Genomic DNA, 18,371 nt, shown 5'->3' with positions numbered 1-18,371 from the left:
GGATTTCAACTCCCGGCTGCTGCCACCTCCGCTTCGTGCAGCCGGTGGCTCAATTGTGATTCTGCATTTTCAACATGGAAAAGCTCGATGCTGTCATCCGGCCAGCGGATCAGGACGAACCCATCTCGCAGCAAGTGGGTAAGAGGGGTAGGGCCAGAGATGACAGGTAGCGAGGGGCCTTCGAGTGTGTGGAGTTCCCATCGACTGGCTGAGCGATCATGAAACAGAGCCGCGTTGTCAGCGCCACCTGGCCACTTCAGGTCACAGTCGCGTTCAAGACGCCTAACAAGCTGTCTTGCCTGGCGGGAATTACGCGGCCCGCTCATAGGCAACCTCCAGCCCACACACTTTCTTTACGGCACACTCAATTTCTTGGCGCACCCGTTCCATTGTCAGTAACCGCGCCCCCTCCTCATCAATGATCAGCGTCAGTTTTCCGTTGGTTTCGCGCATGGTCGCCCGATCTACGACAAGTCGTGAGAGCAGGGAAAGCTCGTCGTGCGCGTTCGCAATTAGAGTATTTGAATCCATAATACCAACTTTAACTATACTAGACGACATTTTTTAACTATAAATATATGACACTTTTTATTGATGCCTTGTCATTACTAATTGCCGTGATTACTGACCAACGGCTCTGCGATACACTGGGTAACGCTGCACTTGTGATGGCTCTGGGTAGCGCAGAGGATACGTTGTCTTAAAATGCTTCGCAGAGTTTGAAATTGAAAACGTCGTCTTGTATAATTTATACATTGGACAGTAGCTTTGCCTAAGACCACCAAAACAAGGGATTAAAAGGGGATCGAAATGACTATCAAGCGTGCTCTCAAGGGTTTGGCTGCCACATCAATGTTGCTGTTGGCTGCCGGTTGCGCAGCTCCGCAAGGGTCTGGCATGTTGCAGAACTCAGCCGTCAACGCGATCACAGGCGTGGCTGATGTGCTTGGAGGCCGCAACAACAATAGCGCCAGCGCAGCAGGCGCAAACTCGGCCAATCACATGCAGGGCGTTCAGGGTTTGGTTAATGGCGGGAAAGCAGGTATGAGCGGTGCTGCCTACGGTGCTGTTGGCGCTGGCGCGCTAGGACTGGCAGATATGGGGATGCGAAGCGCTTTCACCGCATTGCAGGGCGAATCCGAAGTCGGGTTCGAGGACGTTGCCAACATGAAACAGAACATCGCCAAGAGCGATCCCTATGTCGATGGTGAAGGCCGTACCTGCATTGATTACCACATCACTGTTACTGGTGGCCCCGAGGACAGTGATCAGAATGTCACTACTTGTCAGAATGCCGGTGGTGACTGGGAACGAATCTGATTCGACCAGCGGCCACTCAAGTAGTGGCCGCTAAGCTTTTGGAGGGCAAAATGGCTGACGATAATTGCAACACCTCGCGGTTCGATAAGTCTGCTTTGGACATGACGAGACTGGAAGCCTTCACGATGACTGCCATGCACGCCATTCTGCTTGGTGAGAGAGGGGGTAAGCTCAGTCCCGAAGAAGTCGGCGAGAACGCGGCAGCCTGTGCCGAAGCGGCCCTTTCCGCTGCCTCTGAAACGCTCGATGACCAGGACACTGAGCCGAGTTAAACCCATGCAAGACTGCAAGTACGCGATCGGGCAGCAACCTTGACGGTATGCTGCCCGCTTTCGTTGGAGGCCGGTTTAATTGTTCCGCATGCGAAACAGAGCAATGCCTACTAGAGAGGCTATCGCTGCGAATCAAGCCACTCGTTGGTGAGCTTGATTTGATACTGATCTGGATAGTTGCGAGGCCCATCGGGCTCAAAGACTCCCTCCTGTACTGCGTGGTCAAGATGGCGATACGCTTTCTCATACCCAGGCACATGCAGTCGCTTGATCATTTGCAGTACCTCCTCCTTTTCGGCAAAGCGGTCCAGGGAGATGAACTCGAGCAGCTGCATTAGGCCATCTTGCGAGCTGAAAAACCCCAGGTCGCGGTCAGCCACCGTGCTTCCCGATTTACGGTATTCCAGTGTCCCATCATACTGGCAGCCATTTGCCCTGGGAGAGCTGGGCCGGTTATGGACCAAGCGTAGGCTACGATCTTTGTCCCCATCATTCCCAGACAGCCATTCAACCCAGCCGTCCTCGACCCCTTTAATCGGCCCGCCACACACGTCGCACGTCCACTCCGACATAACATTTCCCCACTCAGTTTCTATGAAGCTTGCCGATCAAGGTTGCCATAGTTTCCTCATTCAGGCAGCCCTGTAAGATCATTCCAGCTCCTACCTAATGTTTCGCACGCGAAATCGTCCTCTCATTGCCATCCGTCCCAGCACAATACCGAAGCGCTGCGGATCTTTTTGAGGTCCGCCTCGTACAGCTCCGGGACTGATCATATGATTAGCCGCGACAGCCTTCACCAGTGTGAGTAGCCATTCCCTACAAACCGGATACTGGTATGCGGGCCAAGTGAGCAAGGGTGGAAGGGTGGAAGGGTGGAAGGGTGGAAGGGTGGAAGGGTGGAAGGGTGGTCAACATGGAGGACACAACCCCCTTCGAAGACGAACTGCTTCTTGGTGATGCCTATGGCCACTTCGCCGGGTGCAAGACAACGCAGCACTGATGGAGGCGGCTAGCGGCAGGTTATAGCCTCGCTGTACTTTGGTACCATTATCAAGCGGCAAGCAGCACCGTAAGATAATTATGCGCGTTTACGGTTAAGATAAAGTCACGACCTTGTAACCCAACTGATCTAGACAGGTTTCTATCTGCTCGGGACTCACGAAATCGGTATTTATACTGACCGAGACGTTCTGCTCATCCGCGCTTACGGATATATCATAAATCCCATCCAGACGGCGCAGCGAATTGCTGATACGGGCCTCGCAACCGCCAAAGTGGATTTTCTCGTCTCCAACGATTACATAATTGACCTGTTTGAACATAAATTCATCCTCTAACTAGCATAGAGAAAATAAGGGTTAGAGCCGCTCGAATGTCAAGCGATTCGAAATTGCAAAATGTCACGCCATCTCCTTGCCTTGGAGCCGCTCCAGCCTTCTAGAGTTTGAGGTGCCCAAGAAGAGCATTAAGGGCGTCGGGCGGAGCCCGTCAAATCGAACCGAAGGAGATGACATAATGACCAACACAGCAAATGACCAGTCTACACAGACCATTCTGAACTGCTTCCGCTTGTGTCTGCAGTGCGCTGCGGAGTGTATCGACCAAGGTAAGAAAGAGAATGCGCAGTGCATCAAGCTTTGTTATGCCTGTGCTGAGGCCTGCCTCTTCTGTATTCGTCTCATGAGCAGCGGCCTGCCCCAATCAAACAGTGCCTGCCAAACTTGTGCGGATCTTTGCGATGCCTGCGCGGCCGAGTGCGAGAAAATGGATGGTGGGCTGATGCGCGAATGCGCCGAGTCTTGCCGCCAATGTGCAACGGCTTGCCGCGAGATGGCCGCTTAGTAGACACTGCGACAGGTGTCTGCCGTCTCGCTTCAGGGCGGCCGTGCAAATACCTGTTAGTAGCTTGGAGGGGTGACAATAGAGGCTATTGCCACCCCTCCATATCGAGACCTATCTGCATCTATGTGAGCTCGAGGAACGATATTAGCATTTTGCGGCTGAGCGGCGTTCCTATGCGAAACGAGATACCTGCTGAGACTTTGTTCTTAGGCGATAGTTACAAGGCCAGCGCACAACAGAATGATGCCGTGAAGCCAGCATCAGAGGCGCAAGTGCCTCACCGTTTTCATAACATCACTGTTCGGCTGTAACGTGCTGATAGTTCGTGAGCGTAAACCCCGCTCCCTCGACGATTTCGCGAGCTTTATCCTCGGTCAGAACCGTTCCGTCCTGAGTCTGCACAAAGGCCTCGCTGTCTTCGAAGCTTGCGCGCACCTCTTCAACCGCTGTGAGCTGCTCGAGCCGGGACTGCACGCTATGGGCACAGAGGTCGCAACCGAAGCCTTCGATAGTCAGTACATAGGTTTCGGCTGCGGCGGAACTGCCCCACGCCAACATCAGCATTGCGGCAATACCTGTGATGAATCGCTTCATAAGTTTGATCCTGATTCAGCTAAAGCTTTGGGATGGTCAGGTACGTGAAACGTCATAGCCTATTTGCGTAAGACGCGCTTCAACCTGCTCAGGGCTGACTCGGCTGCGATCGATGCTCACACGGATGCTCTGCCCTTCGGCATTGGCAAATACCTGATGCACACCCTCAAGGCGCTGAAGTGCATTTTTAATCCTGCTTTCGCAGCCTTCGCAGTGAATTTTCTCGTCGCCGGTAACGATGTAGCTTAAGCCCTCAATCATCTCTGGCCTCCTTATTCCCGTAGCATCTCGTAAGAATATAAGGGTTGGAGTCCCTCCAGGGTCAAGGGTTGGCAAAATTGCCCTCTGGGCTTGACATTGGACCGTACTCCAAGCTGTAGAGTTAAATCTACTGTCTTCAGGGAGAGCGCCATGACCTTATCCACACCATCCGACATCGGCGCGCCATTATGGAGCGAGGAGCCGGCCAGCCGACCGGATCGGGCGCGCATACGGGCACGGATCGGCGGCCTGCACTGCTCGCTGTGCACCGGGACGATCGAGAAAGCCTTGGGACGCGAGCACGGGGTCGACAAGGTCTCGGTGAGTCTCACCCACGAGCAGGCACTGGTCGAGTATGATCCGAGTGTGGCGCGGCCCGAGGCGCTGCTGCAGACCCTGCGCGACATCGGCTATACCGTCTCCGATCCACGTAAAGTGCGTCCTTTCGAGGAGGACGAGCGCGATCTGGTCAATGAAGGTCGGCGCTTTCTGGTGGCGACGGCGCTGAGCCTGCTTACAATCACGCTGATCAGTGAACGCACGGGATTCGCTTCGATCATCGTGCAGGGGGTCGTCCTGCTCAGCCTCCTGGGCATGATCTTTCTCGTCCTCAGGGCGCGCGGCCTCGCAACGGCTATCGGTGGCGCCGTCGCCCTGGGCACCATGGCCTTGGGTTTTGTGCTGGTCCGAGAGCAAACCCAGATCAGTGGCGCGATCCCGTGGATTGCCGCGGTGTTTGCCGTCGTTATGGTCTTCGGGATCGCCCGGCACATCCTGTTTATGGCCACGCAGGCGTTACGACGAAAGATCCTGAACCAGCATGTGCTGTTGGAGGCGGGCGCCTTCGCCGGTCTCGTCGGCGGCGTCATCGGTCTAATCTTTCAGCCCCAGGATTATCCCACGGCGGCCTTCTTCGCCGTGTCCGTGCTGATCTCGACTTACCATATCTTTTCCGAGTGGCTGTCACTCATCGTCAAGACCCGCAGCTCACAGGCGGTGAAGCGGCTCCTGGACCTGCAGCCGGAAACGGCCCGTGTGGTGCGCGATGGTGAGGAGCAGGAACTGCCTATCCAGGAGGTCGCGGTCGACGATCTCGTGCGGTTACGCCCGGGTGAGCGTGTGCCCGTGGATGGGCAGGTGGTCAGCGGCCACTCGGCCGTGGACCAAGCCCTCGTCACCGGTGAGCCTATGCCGGTGGAGAAAGCCGAAGGCGAATCCGTCATCGGCGGCTCGATCAACGGCACCGGCACCCTCCTGGTGAAAGCCACCGCCGTTGGCGAAGACAGCTTTCTGCAAAAGGTCATTCGCGAAGTGGAAGACGCGCGCGCCCTCAAGCCCGGACTTCTGCATCTGGTTGACCGGGTGTTGCAGGTTTACACGCCGGCGGTACTGATTATTGCCGCGCTCGCCTTCATCGGCTGGCTGCTCGGCTCCTGGCTCCTGGCCGGGCAAGTTGATCTGGAGCGGGCGATCTTCGCCGGCCTGAGCGTGCTGGTCATGGGCTATCCCTGCGCGGTGGGGATCTCCGCACCGCTGTCGATCGTGCGCGGTGCGGGCGAGGCGGCCGAGCAGGGCATCCTGATGCGCACCGGCGAAGCCTTCCAGGGCTTGCGTCTGGTGGACACGATCGTGCTCGACAAGACCGGCACCCTCACCGAAGGGCGGCCGGCGGTACGTGAGATCGAGGTCCTCGACGGTACCGAGGAGGATCTGCTCGCGCTCGCGGCCGCCGCCGAGGGCGCTTCCGAGCATCCATTGGCGCAGGCGGTAGTCAGCGCGGCATTGCAGTACGGGGTGCGATTGCCGAAGGTTCACTCTTTTGAAGCGGTACCCGGCAAGGGGGTCATCGCCCACACCGAACAGGGTAAGATCCTGGTCGGCAGCCCGGCCTTCCTGACGGGCCGTGACGTTGAACTCTCCCCGGTGTCAGAGCGCATTCAAGCATTGGAGGAAACCGGGCGAACCGTGATCGCGGTCGCGCGCGACGGCCAGGCGCTGGGAGTACTCGCCCTGGGTGATGCGCTGCGGGCCGAAGCGAAGGATACCATCGCCAGCCTGCGTAAGGCGGGGCTCAGGACCGTGCTGCTGACAGGCGACAACGAGCGCGCGGCGCGGCGGGTCGCAAGCGAGGCGGGCATCGATGAAGTACACGCGGGTGTACTGCCCGATGGCAAAGCCGATCGCGTACGTCAGTTGCAGCAGGACGGTCGGGTCGCCATGGTGGGCGATGGCATCAACGATGCTCCGGCCCTGATGCAGGCCGACGTCGGCATCGCCATGGGCGGCGGCACCGACATTGCCATCGAATCGGCCGATATCATCATTCTGTCGAACCGCCTCGATGCCCTGCCCAAGGCCCGAGAGATCAGCTGCTACAGCTACCGCAAGATGCTGCAGAACGTGACGCTGGCCTTCCTGTTCAATGGTGTCGGTATTCCGATCGCGGCGACGGGCCTGCTGTACCCGGTCTGGGCCATGGTGGCGATGGCCGTGAGTGTGACGGCGATCTTTATCAACTCGCTCTGGGGACGTCCGGGACTGTTTATCGACGCCATCTTGAGCGTCGGTCGCCCGGTCGGTGCGGCGGAGGCCGCAACCGGGTCATGAAATCCTTTGGAGACAACTCCGCCGTGAGGGCCGATCCGCGTGGGCGTCTGCTTCAGTTCTCTCGGCTGGCCCTTCGACCTCCTACTCTCAGCGTCTGGCTGAGCGCTATTAAGTAAATGGAAGAGTCTCTATCACTACATACATTGGACGTTTTTCAGGAACAGGCCATAGATGATACGCGGACTTAGCTTTTCCATGACGAATTCGACTGATTCCCAAAAATCGAGTGAGACCGGTGGCGGTGAGGAACTGATTTTCCCTGTTAAGATCGCATTCGGTGCGGTGGTTATTCTTGGCCTGATTGGCCTTTATTGGGGACTTTCCGAGGCGGGCCTGCTAGCGACCCTGATCGATGAGCAGGCGCTGCGTGATTGGGTCGATCGGTTGGGCGCTTGGGGACCGCTGGTAATCGTTGTTCTGATGATGGTGGCCATCGTCATGAGTCCGATCCCAAGCGGACCGATCGCGATGGCCGCCAGCGCGGCCTATGGCCCTCTCTGGGGCACGCTCTACGTCGTACTGGGTGCTGAGGGAGGCGCACTGATCGCTTTCTGGCTGGCCCGTTGCTCGGCTACGAGGCTGTTCGACGATGGGCGCGTCTGCGGCCGCTGTTGCGGTGGCTCGATCAGCGCCGATCGCAAACGAGGCTGACGGCCATCGTGTTCGCCTCGCGGCTGGTACCGTTCATCTCGTTTGACGTCGTGAGCTACGCGGCGGGGCTCACGCCGCTGGCTTTCTGGCGCTTTGCCATCGCTACACTCGCTGGCGTGATCCCGATTGCGTTTGTGCTCACCTATTTTGGTGAAGCGCTTATCAACATCGAGTCTACAGGCACGGCAACACTTCTGTTTCTCCTGAGCAGCATCACGCTGATCCCGATCGCGGCAAAGTGGCTATGGGGCCGGTATCGGAAGCGGAGGATTTAGCCGCTACGGGCCACTGGCCGGGGTGAATCCACAAGATAGGCACCGTTGAGCTTATAAGTTCCTTCACGCTAGGCATGCTCATGAATCGACCTGTCGTGCATAAAGCCACCATGCCGCAAAGCCCAAACAGAGGAAGCCCGACGTCCCGAGGGCCAAATTAATGCCCGTACCTGACAGCAGCGGAGCGGCCACACCGGAAACGAAGGTCAGGAACATGGTCTGGATAAACCCCTGCAGGGATGAAACCATGCCCCGCATCGACTGGAACAGATCAAGGGTCAAAATCGTGATGCCTGGCATAGCCAATGCCATTCCTGTGGTATAGAGAACCACGGGCAGGATGATCCAGGGGATGAGTGGCGGCAGCAGCAGGTTGTACGCCAGGTTCAATGTCGCTGCCACAAACATCGTTATATAGCCGTACCGAATCGTTGCCTGAGCACCCAGGCGCTTGGAAACCCTCCCCGAAAGGTAACTGCCTAGTATCACGCCAGACATGGCGGGGATAAAGAACCAGCCGAACTGATCCGCTTCCAGGTCCAGATAGTCAAGAATGAACAGTGGCGCAGAGGCGATGTAGAGGAAAAACCCGGCAAAATTACTGCTAACACTCAATGAGAGCAGCCAAAAATTCCTGCTTCGGGCGACTGTGCCGTAACGCTTACCCAGTGCTACCGGATGCATGGGTTGACGTTTTTCCTTGGGGTGTGTCTCAGGCAGATAGGTGTAAGAAGCGATCAGCTGAATCAAGCCAAAGAGCCCCAGGAAGATGAAGACGGACTGCCAAGGGAAACTGTTATGCAGCCAGCCCCCTATGACGGGCGCAAAGGCCGGCGCCAAGGCAAAAATCATGGTCACCTGTGAAAGCAGTCGTTGCGCACGATGCCCCTCAAGCCGATCCCGAATAATCGCGCGCCCGACGACGCTTCCTGCGCCAACAGACAATCCCTGTAGCGCTCTAAAGACCAGCAAGGCTTCGATGGATGTGGCGAAGGCGGCGCCAAGCGAGGCGAGCGTGTACGTCAGCAAACCGAGTAGAATCACCGGGCGTCGGCCGTAAGAGTCCGACAAAGGGCCATGGAACAGCATCATGAATCCGAAGCTGGCTAGGTAGACGCTCAAGGACAATTGGATCTCGACGGTTGTGGCCTCAAGGCTTGCCGCGACCTCGGGGAAGAACGGCATATACGTCGAGATGGAAAAGGGGCCTAGCATCGTGTAGCCGCCGAGCAGCCATGTCAGCATCAGCGCTTCAAAGCGACCAGGTCGGTGAGGTTGATCATCATGAGGAGAGGTTGTTTCTTGGCTCATTATTCATCGTCTGCTAGCTGATAAGTCTGCGGATTCTACAGGTTGGAGTGTGGTCCAAGGTCAAGCGGGATCTGCAGGCGCTCAGCAACGACGCTACGGCATGCTGTGCAGGCCTCACGCTATGCCAACTTCCGCACGTGATCCAATCCGCTGCCATTGAGCACAGTTAAAAGCCACCCCAGTACAGGGTCCAAGTCGCATCGAATAACCGTTTAAAAGCTCTTGGCTCTGGTCTATGGTCTATGGTCTATGGTCTAAGGTTTAGACTGTGAGTATAGGAGACAACGTTATGCTGACAATTGGTGAAGCCGCCCAACGCTTGGCGGTGAGTGCGGACAGTCTGCGCTATTACGAAAAGCAAGGACTGCTCGCGCCTACGGAGCGTACGGGCGCTGGCTACCGGCTTTACGATTCGGACGCGCTGAGGCGTTTGAATTTTATCAAACATGCCCAGCAGTGCGGTTTCTCGCTGTCAGAAGTGCGTGAACTTTTGGATATCCAAGGGCGCGAGGGTGCCCGCTGTGAAGATGTGCGCCGCCATGCCATTGAAAAGAAGCTGCAGCTTGAGCATAAGATCCGCGCGCTGCGAGCGATGTCAGCCGCGCTCAGTGAACTGATTGACGTTTGCCTAGCCCAAAATGACAAGCCCCTGGAGGCCTGTCCGATCGTGGCTGCTCTGGAGGCGGGTTTTGCCGTGCCATCGCAAAGCGAGGAATCATCATGACGATTAAGGTTGAAGTTTTTGCCGTTCCCGACTGCCCCAACTGCGCCAAACCCCAGGCCAAACTTCGGGAGGCCGTTGCAGATTTCAGTCCCGACAAGATTCTCTGGCGCGAGGTCGACCTCCTTGAGGAAATGGACTATGCCATTGATCTTGGCGTCATGGGTGCCTCAGCCCTGGCCATTGATGGCAAGCTCGTCTTCGCTTCGCTCCCTAAGCCCAAGGCGCTACGGCGGGAACTGCTCAAACGGCTCGAGGGCCAACCTGCTAGCGCGCGCACCCATTAGGAACGCATCGTGGATCTAGAAACCCTCAAGACGACTCTTGAGCAGGCGAGTCTTGCCTCCATTGCCATCGGTGCGTTCACCGGATTTTTTTCAGCTTCAACCCGGTAGCCCTGGCCGCCATTCCCGTATCCCTCGGCTATGTGACGAAGGCGCGCGAACCCCGCCAGGCGGTAGTCTTTGGCGGTATGTTTATCCTCGGGCTCCTCGTCACTCACGCCGTATTGGGCTTCTTCGCAGGTCTGGGGGGCCAGTGGGTCCAAGGACTCTTCGGGCGTCAGTGGGGCCTAGTGCTGGGGCCATTATTGATTGTGCTCGGGCTGATGTGGCCGGGTTGGATCAAAGTGCCGCTGCCGACCATCCCCATGCGGGCACAACGGGCCGCGACCGCCTGGGGTGCGTTCGCTCTCGGGGTGCCATTTTCCGTGGCCGTCTGTCCGTTCTGTACACCTGCATTACTGGTACTACTGGGCGTCTCCGCCGGGATCGGCTCGCCTTGGTTCGGCATGTTGCTACTAATCGCGTTTGCGCTTGGGCGTGCGGTCCCAATCATTCTGGGCGCGGTGGCGGTGAGCTGGTTGCAATCGCTACGTGGACTGGCGCGGTATCAAAAAGCATTTGAGATCACCGGCGCCATACTACTGATCCTGTCAGGCCTTTACATGCTGAATGCGTACTTCCTCTTCATTCCGGCGTTGGCGGTTTAGCTTCTCACTTTCTGAAAGTGGACTGGAACATGATCGGTACGGTTGTACGTGGTGTTCGCAATCCCTTTCGCAGCGGTGCCCGCGCGGCCCTGATTGTCGCGCTGTTGGCCCTATTGCTGGGCGCATCGCACAGCGAGCTTATTGTGCAAGTGGTCGCGGCCGTCGGCGCGCACTTTACCGAGTCGCTGTTCGGGCGCGCGTTCCCGTTAGGCGCGCAGCTCCTACCCATGTTTCTGTTCGCTGCCGCCCTTGCCTTGATCGGCAGCGTGTATCCCGTCATCCGAATCCTGGGCTTAAGTCCCGCCGTCGCCTTTAAGGAAACTATATGAGCATGACCTGGTTGGGGTTGCGCAACCTCACACGCAGTCGGCTGCGCCTATTCGGCGTCCTCGGACTCCTCAGTGTCGCATTCTACCTGGCGTTAACGATGACGGCGATCGGAAACAGCATGTCAGCGCGCACCGAGGCCCTGCAGGGGAATATCAACAATACGCTGTAACTGCGGGCTCGGGGTCCGATGAGCCATATCAATATGGTGAGAAACGGCGATCTGATACCGGCGAGCGCGCTCGACGCTGCACGCCGCCAAAGTCGAGCCGTACCTCTTGGCCATGACACCGACAGCGGGAATGGGCTTTGCAATGATCATCGGGGTCGAAGACGGGAACACCAAGCGTCCGGAATCCCATGACGAGGCGGGGCTGCCGCGATTGATCGCCGGGCGTGATCTAACCGCGGCCGATGATAGTGGTTCACTCGCCATCACCCGTCGGGGCTATGCCGAGTTTCTGGGGATCAGCGCGGATGAGCTAGGATCGGCCACGGTGAAGCTCGATCTGCGCCGGGGCCATCCCATGATCTATCCCATGGATCGGCCCTCGCGGACCCTTAAAGTGGTCGGCATCTACGCGAGCGGGTACACCTTCGGCGATATACAACTTTTCATGCCGCTTTCCACTATGTGTGAGATCTACGGGGTACCGGAGTAGCTTTCCTGACTCTACGTCGCCACCGACAGTGCCGAGAATGTCCCAGCTGTCGCGGCGGCGCTGCGCGAGAAGCTAGGTAATCAGGTCGGTATTCTCGCGCCGACCAACGTGGCGGCCTTTCAAACGCGGGTGAGCGGCAGCGTGCAGCAGCTGACCGTCACCGGGAGCGTGCTGGCTTATGCGCTGGTGCTCATCGCCGTGTTCTTCCTCATGCTGCTCCTGGTTCGGGAACGCCGACGGGAGATGGGCACATTGAAGGCGCTGGGCGTACCGGCAGGATCAATCGTTGTCAGCCTTTTAGCCGAAGCGATCGCCTTTACCCTGATCGGTGCGCTGCTGTGCGTCGGCGCCTTCGCTCTGACCGACGCGGGCGTGATGAAGGGACTGCTGCTACCCCTGGCTGCTGGCGCGGTATCAGGATGCCTTTGCCCCCAGTCTCAGTTTAACGGTGGGCCTGGCGCAGATGGCCCTCGCCACGGTGATCGGGGCCGCACTGCTAGTCGCCCTCGCAGGCAGCCTTTACAGCACCTATCAAACCATTCGCCTATCGCCTCTGGAGTCCATTCGCCATGAATAATGTTGCCATCACGTCGAACCCGGAGCCTTTTGTTGCCATGGAGGGCGTCAGCAGGCGTTACCAGCGCAGAGGCGGTCCTGCCGTAACGGCCTCTGACGCTGCCGGCGCGTGGGATGGTCGCTATCGCCGGCCCTAGTGGCAGCGGCAAATCCTCTCTGCTGCATTTGCTTGGCGCGATGGACCATGCTTCGGAAGGCGACGTTATCGTAGCCGGGGAGCGTCTCAGCGGTCTCTCGGAAGCACAGCTGGCCGTCTTCCGGCGCAAGAAGATTGGTTTTGTCTTCCAGAGCTTCAACCTCATTCCGACCTTGAATGCCCTTGAGAATGTAATGCTGCCGATGGAGTTCAACCGGGTCCCGAAACAAGAGCGGATGACGCGGGGTAAGCGTTGCTGGAGCAGGTTGGGCTGGGGCAGCGGTTCACGCACCGGCCCAACGAGCTAAGCGGCGGTGAGATGCAGCGCGTCGCGGTGGCCCGGGCAATCGCCAACGATCCGCCGGTGGTCCTGGCCGATGAACCGACGGGCAATCTGGACTCGGCATCGGGCGAGGCCATTTCAGCGTTACTGGAGCAGATCGCTCAGGAGCGACTGGTCATCCTGGTGACCCATTCCGAGGGGCTGGCACTGCGGGCGGACCGCGTGCTGCATTCAAAGACGGCAAGCTGTTAGACGCGGCTTAGAGGGCCACAGCCATGCTTAAGGTGAGCGTGAATAGCGAGCGGCGCCTGATTCTGCGCAAAAATTAATCAGTGCTGGCGTATTGGGGGCGGCGCTCCTGGCTACCTTGACCTTGGCGGGCTGCGGCGCGGAGCCCGAACAACGGTTTACCCTCGTCGGTGATGAGCAGGCCATCTCTGGCACGGTCATGGGGACAGAAATGACGCTCTGCGGCCCCTCGCCCGAGCATCCAGGGGTGTGCGCGGGCACCCTGGCGCTCAGGCCGGTGGATGGGGGCGAGGCAGAGCGAATCACATTGGAGATTACCCGGGCGGTACCACTCAAGCAAGGCGAGCATTTGGTCATGCTGTCGCAGCTGGAAGGAAATCAGGTGAAGGCAACCTATTGCGCGAGCGAGGAAGGGCCAAAGGTGGCCGCCTCTGTCGTGGTGGCGCCATGAGCGTTGAACACCCTCAAAGGCGGACCCCGCCCGCGCCATTGAGGAGACTGACGCTGGCCGGGCTCTTAGTCCTGATCTTGAGCGCCTGCAGTGAGGCCGTCGACCCCCGTATTGATGCCCACACGGCGACCGAACTGGGCTTCAGTCTGTGGGACGAGCCCTGATCGGTGCCGGAGGTGAACTTCGTCGATGCCCATGGTGAGGCACTCAGCCTGGAAGCATTCCAGGGACAGGTTGTGCTGCTCAACCTCTGGGCCACCTGGTGCCAGCCCTGCCGCAAGGAGATGCCGGCCCTGGATCGTCTGCAGGGGCAGTTGGGTAGTCCACAATTCCAGGTCGTGGCGCTATCGAGCGATAAGGATGGCCTGGCGGCCGTCCGCGAGTTTTACACGGACATTGATGTGCGTCGGCTTGACTTGTATGTCGACGATACCGGCGAGGCCATTACCGAGGTCAACGCCCCGGGTATTCCAATAACGCTACTGCTCGACCTCAACGGCGAGGAGCTGGGCCGTAAGCTTGGTATTGCCGAGTGGGATAGCGAAGCCATGCAGGGTTTCCTGCAGCAGATTATTAATGCAGGGCAGGGCAGTTAATACGGCAGAGCGTCGACCCGACTCGGTCGGTCTACCATGCGCCTCAATAAGTCAGGACTGGGTCATGAATAAAAAAACGTTCCTCAATGCGCCAGAGCTTCATATCGGTATTGTCGCCTTCTTCCTGCACTTTGTCTGTGAACTCATCCAGACGCCGTTATACGAGTGTTTTCGAAACACGCACTATTACACGGTTGTCCTGCTCATTATCCGAGCCACGCTGGGCGATGTGCTCATTTCGCTTGCCGCGTTCTGGTCAGCCAGTGTCGCCGTCCGATTCCGTTTCTGGATCCTCGACGAGGACAAAAAGGCCTCTGGGTATTTCTGGGTATGGGCATGCTGACCACGGTCGTTTTTGAGGAACTTGCGACCGGGCCGCTGAACCTCTGGGGATACACGGATGCCATGCCTGTCTTGCCCTTATTGGAGACTGGGTTGGCACCGGTGGCCCAGTGGATCATCTTGCCGCTCCTACAACTCTGGTTCGTCAGGCGGCAATTGCTGGAAGGCCCGATAAGCGGCCATTTGATTCAATAGTTTACGGCTCCAGCAGTTGCCCTGGGAAAGCCTCCCGCTACTGGGAAAGGAACTCTGCCGATGGATACGATCAGCCTCACTAACTTGACATTGATCCCCCTTGGGTCTTGGCCTACTGGGCTTTATCGAGCCTTGCACCATCGGCGTGAGCCTGTGGGCGGTAAAGTATTTGGAAGGCGAGTCGGGGTGGAGCAAGGCCCGACACATGCTGATCTTCAGCCTTACCCGGGCGCTGCTGATCGGCATGCTGGGCATAGTAGCGGCACTGCTCGGCAGTGGTTTCTTCATATTTCAACAGGGTGTGTGGCTGATTCTGGGGCTGGTCTATGGCGGCCTCGGACTACTATATCTGAGTGGCCGCAGCGGCTGGCTGAGCCGGCGTCTCGGGCCCTCCCTGAATGCAGTCCCGCGCCGCCGTGGTTCGGTTCTCCTAGGACTCGTGCTGGGGCTTAACATCCCCGCCTGCGCGGCGCCATTGCTCTTCGCGTTGATCGCCACCACGGCGACCAGCGCCCAAACTTGGGTTCAGGGCTTTATCAGCATGGCCTTGTTCGGTTTAGCGCTCTCAATTCCCCTGATCCTGGCCGTGCTTCTACCCCAGGGGCGGCGTTTTCTGGATCGTCTCGCGAGCGTGTCTAGCCACGCGCCACGCTGGACAGGGTTTGTGCTGCTGGGATTAGCGGCTTGGTCGGTCTATTTCGGCGTGGCCACCGATATAGAGGAGTGGCGTTAAGCACGCCTTGATCCCATCGCCCCAATAGAAACCGACGGCTATCTTGGCCAGAAGCGTACCGTGGCTAGTAACCTTTAGTCATCATAGAGAGTGGGCTCGACAGATCTTTGGTAAAGTTGCTACTGCCGATAGGGTTTATTTCTCATCTAAGCACGGCTGCCCGGCTGGCTCGGGCTTATGGGCGCACAGATACGCTGAATTGCTAGTAGCGTTCCTTGTTGCATAATTTCCAGTGGGAGTCCGCCAGCTTCAACAATCTGGCGGGCTTGGGGTACGAGGCTATCAAGCTTATATCAAAGTACCAGTCCGATTCGGGCTTTATTAGTGATGCACCAGTCCACGATACTTGGGCACCGAGCGTATGAACACGGCGTAAGCTCGTTGCAACCATGCTTCTTCGCCCTCCCGCTGAGCGATGGCCTCCAGCGTTTGAAATAGATGATCAGCCACCTCAAAATCTTCGTCGCGACAGGCGCGTTCGTAGGTAGCAAATACTTCCTCATAGAGGCTAGTCTTCTTCATATTCACGGCATCCCAGTAGTCGCAGATATAGTCCTATCGTACCCCTTGGGCTCAGCTCCAAAGTCAAGCCTGACGCCCTAGGGCTCGCACTCTAAGCCAGCATCCGATTCAAGAGCACCCACTCAATGCCCACGCCAAAGCCTTGGTAAAAACTATTATCACCGTGCCAGGCAAATCGGAGTACCTTGAAACGAGAGTCATGCCATGTCCCCGGTATCGGCGAGGCAAGCGCTGGCATGCGGATGTGCTGGCGCTTTTGAGTCATGGCCTCGGGGGCCAAGTACCGCCTCAACAAGCTGTACCAGTGGGGGCCGGCACCTACCCGGTTCAACCATACATTCAAGCCTACATTATACAGGCCACCATCACGTGGTCGATCTAGGAGGAGGAGTGCCGCCGGATAACGTGGATAACTTCGCCGAACGGCTCACGCAACGACTTCTTCCCCGCCAGGGATGAAAGCTGTGGAATGAAGGGCCTCGGGGGTGGGCTTGTCCGCAGGCCTCACCCCATTCTGATTTCTGGTAGCTCTCTCCAGGAGGTAAGAAAGCGCGGTGTCTGCCGTACATTTTTCTGCCGCCACCTTTTATCCTTCCTCATGCCTCCTAGCGTGACAGTTCCTCGACCGAACTCTCGGTTGAGGGCGTCCATCACTCCCATGAGCTTCGCCGACTGCTGGCGCCTCTCCTCGGTCTCCTGGGTATACAGCATATCGAGCTGCAAGCCGTCACGATCGGTCAGGTCAATCATCATGACGCCGGCTTTAGCGTACTGGTAGCCCCGGCGATAGATCATCTCCAGGGCACGCTGGGCGACACCGATGATTAACCGGCTGTCATCGGTTGGCATCGGCAATGGAAGGGTAAGGCTGGGGTAGTCCTGGGGAAGATCACTGCGGAACCTTGGTGTCGAGAGAAAGACCATGATGGCCTGAGCGACTGACTGCTGGCGGCGTACCTTCTCCGCGCCAGCCTGGGCATGCGATCGCACCGCCTCGCGCAGATCCTCCATGTTGCCGGTTGCCTGCCCGAAAGTGCGGCTGGTCATGATGTTCTTTCGCTTATGGTCGATGTCATCAAGCCGGATCACATCAACCCCACGTAGCTCCCAAACGGTACGCTCGAGCACCACTCCAAAGCGCTTGCGGATCTCCCTTGGCTCCGCGTTGCGAAGATCCAATGCGGTGCGGATACGCATACGCTCCAGCTTCTCACCCGTTCGCTTGGCCACGCCCCACAGATCGGTTATGTGCATGCGTTCCAGGTGGCCAAGTGTAGCGGAATGATCAGCTTCAAGGACACAGACCCCTTGGAAGGCGGGCTGCTTTTTGGCAATGCCTGTGGCCACTTTTGCGAGAGTGCGAGACGGCGCCACCCCGATCGAGATCGATACAGGTATCCCCAAGCTAGGCAGAAGGTGGGGGTCTCAAACCGTCCCTGTCCAAGGGCGAGGAAAGGCGCTACAAGCGCTTATCCGGGGTGAACGAGACTTCCCTGGCACTGTCGGCCAATGCCTGGAAATCGGGATGGTTGGGGTTGATCAGGTAGTTCGTTTCTCGAGGCACCACGACACTTGGGACCACCAGCGCGAGGCTCGATTGGCTCTCAAGCCAGCTGTCGCCGATCTCCGCGGTCGAGGAGGGCGCCGGCTCCTCCATCCAGTCTTCCGGTAGACTATCGGCAGGCAGACGCATCAGGGCATTTTCAGGGATCGCCACCTCCAGCAGCGCATAGTGTGTCAACAACCGGTAGTCATCGAGATGAACCATCACCTCAAGCATGGCCAGTGATTCAGCACTGGCGAGGTACACACAGGCCTTCCCCTTGCTATTCCACCGGCCGCCGTACAAGCGGGCTCCCTCCCCATCGAAGGCCGTCTGGAGCCACTTCCGCTTGACGAGGCGGTAACCACGAACCGTACTCACGCGAAGACGCCGTGCTCAAGCCGTCCGATCAGATCCAGCACAGCTTCAGCGCCAGCAGTCGTCGCCACCATCTCCACCGGTCGCCGACCACCGAGACCGCGCACTGAAGTGAGGAGCCAGCGTCTCGCCCGCTGTTGATCTCCTTCAAAGAGATCAACAGCGCTCTTGTAGACCTCGGCAAAGCGATACAGCCGATCGCCTTCGTCTTGCTTGAAGCGCCCAGCCGTGGCTCTCCGCTGCAATGTCGCCGGCTTGATAACGACATAACGCGCCAGCTCCTTGCTTTCCAGGCCAGACGCAGTAGCAAGCTCCGTGTAGACCTTGTACGGGACGCCTTTTTCCAAAGCCTCATGCAGTTGTGCACCACGCGCAGGAAGACCCAGGGCCTTCCAAAAGTCGTCTTTCTTGGGCTTAGGCTTCGGCCGATACTCTTCGATGGCAGCTTCCATGGCCTCTCCTCCACTCATTTGATATAACAACAGCGTATCAGAAGATCACAAGACTGTCACTGCGGTTGCAACTCCAGG

Annotated in this window: 32 protein-coding genes; 20 read left to right on the top strand and 12 right to left on the bottom strand. The window is 58.0% G+C overall.

All coding sequences use genetic code 11. The features are described 5' to 3' along the window. Nucleotides 1–5 precede the first annotated feature (5 nt). Together RZA33_RS10095 and RZA33_RS10090 are read right to left on the bottom strand one after the other, a co-directional pair. Nucleotides 6–326, bottom strand: coding sequence for a hypothetical protein (locus RZA33_RS10095; RefSeq protein WP_317507682.1), 321 nt, complete (start codon nt 324–326; stop codon nt 6–8). Next, on the bottom strand, nt 310–531 hold the full coding sequence (locus tag RZA33_RS10090; protein WP_317507681.1) for a hypothetical protein: 222 nt from the start codon (nt 529–531) through the stop codon (nt 310–312). Before RZA33_RS10090 ends, RZA33_RS10095 begins: the two co-directional genes overlap by 17 nt. A gap of 279 nt (nt 532–810) precedes the next feature. Here RZA33_RS10090 and RZA33_RS10085 point away from each other — a divergent pair, with 279 nt between their 5' ends. Beyond that, on the top strand, nt 811–1,320 hold the full coding sequence (locus RZA33_RS10085) for a hypothetical protein (protein WP_317507680.1): 510 nt from the start codon (nt 811–813) through the stop codon (nt 1,318–1,320). Nucleotides 1,321–1,370: 50 nt separating this feature from the next. After that, nucleotides 1,371–1,592 carry a hypothetical protein gene (locus RZA33_RS10080; protein WP_317507679.1) on the top strand — a complete coding sequence of 74 codons (222 nt, stop codon included), beginning with the start codon at nt 1,371–1,373 and terminating at the stop codon, nt 1,590–1,592. Between the two features lie 119 nt (nt 1,593–1,711). Here the strand turns inward: RZA33_RS10080 and RZA33_RS10075 are convergent, their stop codons facing one another. Then, entirely contained in the window at nt 1,712–2,164 is a 453-nt protein-coding gene (locus tag RZA33_RS10075; RefSeq protein WP_317507678.1) for a hypothetical protein, read from the bottom strand. 525 nt (nt 2,165–2,689) lie between these two features. Next, a complete protein-coding gene (locus RZA33_RS10070) occupies nt 2,690–2,917 on the bottom strand; it encodes a heavy-metal-associated domain-containing protein (protein WP_317507677.1) in 228 nt (75 codons plus the stop codon). Nucleotides 2,918–3,110: 193 nt separating this feature from the next. Here RZA33_RS10070 and RZA33_RS10065 point away from each other — a divergent pair, with 193 nt between their 5' ends. Then, nucleotides 3,111–3,437, top strand: a complete 327-nt coding sequence (locus RZA33_RS10065) for a four-helix bundle copper-binding protein (RefSeq protein WP_317507676.1) — start codon at nt 3,111–3,113, stop codon at nt 3,435–3,437. 294 nt (nt 3,438–3,731) lie between these two features. Here RZA33_RS10065 and RZA33_RS10060 read toward each other — a convergent pair whose 3' ends face one another. Together RZA33_RS10060 and RZA33_RS10055 are read right to left on the bottom strand one after the other, a co-directional pair. Further along, nucleotides 3,732–4,031: a heavy metal-associated domain-containing protein gene (locus RZA33_RS10060; RefSeq protein WP_317507675.1), complete on the bottom strand. Its 300-nt coding sequence runs from the start codon at nt 4,029–4,031 to the stop codon at nt 3,732–3,734. A gap of 36 nt (nt 4,032–4,067) precedes the next feature. Beyond that, nucleotides 4,068–4,292 carry a heavy metal-associated domain-containing protein gene (locus RZA33_RS10055; protein WP_317507674.1) on the bottom strand — a complete coding sequence of 75 codons (225 nt, stop codon included), beginning with the start codon at nt 4,290–4,292 and terminating at the stop codon, nt 4,068–4,070. A gap of 150 nt (nt 4,293–4,442) precedes the next feature. Between RZA33_RS10055 and RZA33_RS10050 the strand changes: the two genes are divergently transcribed. The 3 genes from RZA33_RS10050 to RZA33_RS10040 all read left to right on the top strand — a co-directional run bounded on the left by RZA33_RS10050 (nt 4,443) and on the right by RZA33_RS10040 (nt 7,825). After that, entirely contained in the window at nt 4,443–6,899 is a 2,457-nt protein-coding gene (locus RZA33_RS10050; RefSeq protein WP_317507673.1) for a cation-translocating P-type ATPase, read from the top strand. Nucleotides 6,900–7,094: 195 nt separating this feature from the next. Then, nucleotides 7,095–7,550, top strand: a complete 456-nt coding sequence (locus RZA33_RS10045; RefSeq protein WP_317507672.1) for a hypothetical protein — start codon at nt 7,095–7,097, stop codon at nt 7,548–7,550. Then, nucleotides 7,463–7,825, top strand: coding sequence for a TVP38/TMEM64 family protein (locus tag RZA33_RS10040; RefSeq protein ID WP_317507671.1), 363 nt, complete (start codon nt 7,463–7,465; stop codon nt 7,823–7,825). The genes RZA33_RS10045 and RZA33_RS10040 overlap by 88 nt, the downstream gene beginning before the upstream one ends. Nucleotides 7,826–7,903: 78 nt before the next feature. On the opposite strand, the gene RZA33_RS10035 is transcribed toward RZA33_RS10040, so the two are convergent. Then, nucleotides 7,904–9,136 carry a multidrug effflux MFS transporter gene (locus RZA33_RS10035; RefSeq protein WP_317507670.1) on the bottom strand — a complete coding sequence of 411 codons (1,233 nt, stop codon included), beginning with the start codon at nt 9,134–9,136 and terminating at the stop codon, nt 7,904–7,906. 289 nt (nt 9,137–9,425) lie between these two features. Between RZA33_RS10035 and RZA33_RS10030 the strand changes: the two genes are divergently transcribed. The 14 genes from RZA33_RS10030 to RZA33_RS09965 all read left to right on the top strand — a co-directional run bounded on the left by RZA33_RS10030 (nt 9,426) and on the right by RZA33_RS09965 (nt 15,398). Then, entirely contained in the window at nt 9,426–9,860 is a 435-nt protein-coding gene (locus RZA33_RS10030; protein WP_317507669.1) for a heavy metal-responsive transcriptional regulator, read from the top strand. Further along, complete coding sequence (locus RZA33_RS10025) at nt 9,857–10,144, top strand: thioredoxin family protein (RefSeq protein ID WP_317507668.1); 288 nt, start codon at nt 9,857–9,859, stop codon at nt 10,142–10,144. Before RZA33_RS10030 ends, RZA33_RS10025 begins: the two co-directional genes overlap by 4 nt. A 140-nt stretch (nt 10,145–10,284) precedes the next feature. Beyond that, a complete protein-coding gene (locus RZA33_RS10020) occupies nt 10,285–10,848 on the top strand; it encodes a cytochrome c biogenesis CcdA family protein (RefSeq protein WP_322976203.1) in 564 nt (187 codons plus the stop codon). Between the two features lie 29 nt (nt 10,849–10,877). Beyond that, on the top strand, nt 10,878–11,177 hold the full coding sequence (locus RZA33_RS10015; RefSeq protein ID WP_317507667.1) for a hypothetical protein: 300 nt from the start codon (nt 10,878–10,880) through the stop codon (nt 11,175–11,177). Next, a complete protein-coding gene (locus RZA33_RS10010) occupies nt 11,174–11,347 on the top strand; it encodes a hypothetical protein (protein ID WP_317507666.1) in 174 nt (57 codons plus the stop codon). The genes RZA33_RS10015 and RZA33_RS10010 overlap by 4 nt, the downstream gene beginning before the upstream one ends. Nucleotides 11,348–11,489: 142 nt before the next feature. After that, complete coding sequence (locus RZA33_RS10005; protein ID WP_322976202.1) at nt 11,490–11,837, top strand: hypothetical protein; 348 nt, start codon at nt 11,490–11,492, stop codon at nt 11,835–11,837. Nucleotides 11,838–11,978: 141 nt separating this feature from the next. Continuing rightward, the gene (locus RZA33_RS10000; protein WP_317507664.1) at nt 11,979–12,410 is read left to right on the top strand and encodes an ABC transporter permease; all 432 of its coding nucleotides are present in this window, start codon (nt 11,979–11,981) and stop codon (nt 12,408–12,410) included. Between the two features lie 117 nt (nt 12,411–12,527). After that, nucleotides 12,528–12,857, top strand: coding sequence for an ATP-binding cassette domain-containing protein (locus tag RZA33_RS09995; protein ID WP_322976201.1), 330 nt, complete (start codon nt 12,528–12,530; stop codon nt 12,855–12,857). Beyond that, a complete protein-coding gene (locus RZA33_RS09990; RefSeq protein ID WP_322976200.1) occupies nt 12,803–13,084 on the top strand; it encodes an ATP-binding cassette domain-containing protein in 282 nt (93 codons plus the stop codon). The genes RZA33_RS09995 and RZA33_RS09990 overlap by 55 nt, the downstream gene beginning before the upstream one ends. 91 nt (nt 13,085–13,175) lie before the next feature. After that, nucleotides 13,176–13,532: a hypothetical protein gene (locus tag RZA33_RS09985; RefSeq protein ID WP_317507662.1), complete on the top strand. Its 357-nt coding sequence runs from the start codon at nt 13,176–13,178 to the stop codon at nt 13,530–13,532. Nucleotides 13,533–13,699: 167 nt separating this feature from the next. Then, nucleotides 13,700–14,128, top strand: a complete 429-nt coding sequence (locus RZA33_RS09980; RefSeq protein ID WP_317507661.1) for a TlpA disulfide reductase family protein — start codon at nt 13,700–13,702, stop codon at nt 14,126–14,128. 64 nt (nt 14,129–14,192) lie between these two features. Beyond that, entirely contained in the window at nt 14,193–14,471 is a 279-nt protein-coding gene (locus RZA33_RS09975) for a hypothetical protein (RefSeq protein WP_317507660.1), read from the top strand. Then, nucleotides 14,465–14,665 carry a hypothetical protein gene (locus RZA33_RS09970; RefSeq protein WP_317507659.1) on the top strand — a complete coding sequence of 67 codons (201 nt, stop codon included), beginning with the start codon at nt 14,465–14,467 and terminating at the stop codon, nt 14,663–14,665. Before RZA33_RS09975 ends, RZA33_RS09970 begins: the two co-directional genes overlap by 7 nt. Nucleotides 14,666–14,765: 100 nt before the next feature. Beyond that, nucleotides 14,766–15,398, top strand: coding sequence for a cytochrome c biogenesis protein CcdA (locus tag RZA33_RS09965; RefSeq protein ID WP_317507658.1), 633 nt, complete (start codon nt 14,766–14,768; stop codon nt 15,396–15,398). A 321-nt stretch (nt 15,399–15,719) separates the two neighbouring features. Here the strand turns inward: RZA33_RS09965 and RZA33_RS09960 are convergent, their stop codons facing one another. The 5 genes from RZA33_RS09960 to RZA33_RS09940 all read right to left on the bottom strand — a co-directional run bounded on the left by RZA33_RS09960 (nt 15,720) and on the right by RZA33_RS09940 (nt 18,293). After that, a complete protein-coding gene (locus RZA33_RS09960; protein ID WP_317507657.1) occupies nt 15,720–15,920 on the bottom strand; it encodes a hypothetical protein in 201 nt (66 codons plus the stop codon). 91 nt (nt 15,921–16,011) lie between these two features. Further along, entirely contained in the window at nt 16,012–16,185 is a 174-nt protein-coding gene (locus tag RZA33_RS09955; RefSeq protein ID WP_322976199.1) for a hypothetical protein, read from the bottom strand. Nucleotides 16,186–16,424: 239 nt separating this feature from the next. Then, nucleotides 16,425–17,174, bottom strand: coding sequence for a DUF4113 domain-containing protein (locus tag RZA33_RS09950; protein ID WP_322976198.1), 750 nt, complete (start codon nt 17,172–17,174; stop codon nt 16,425–16,427). Between the two features lie 205 nt (nt 17,175–17,379). Next, nucleotides 17,380–17,844, bottom strand: coding sequence for an RES family NAD+ phosphorylase (locus RZA33_RS09945; protein WP_317507655.1), 465 nt, complete (start codon nt 17,842–17,844; stop codon nt 17,380–17,382). Next, nucleotides 17,841–18,293, bottom strand: coding sequence for an antitoxin Xre/MbcA/ParS toxin-binding domain-containing protein (locus tag RZA33_RS09940; protein WP_317507654.1), 453 nt, complete (start codon nt 18,291–18,293; stop codon nt 17,841–17,843). The genes RZA33_RS09945 and RZA33_RS09940 overlap by 4 nt, the downstream gene beginning before the upstream one ends. Between the last annotated feature and the right edge of the window lie 78 nt (nt 18,294–18,371).

This window comes from Halovibrio sp. HP20-59, from assembly GCF_033052795.2.
Taxonomy (GTDB): Bacteria; Pseudomonadota; Gammaproteobacteria; order Pseudomonadales; family Halomonadaceae; genus Vreelandella.
Note: the sequence above shows the minus strand (reverse complement) of the source record. Positions and strands in the feature narration are given on the sequence as shown.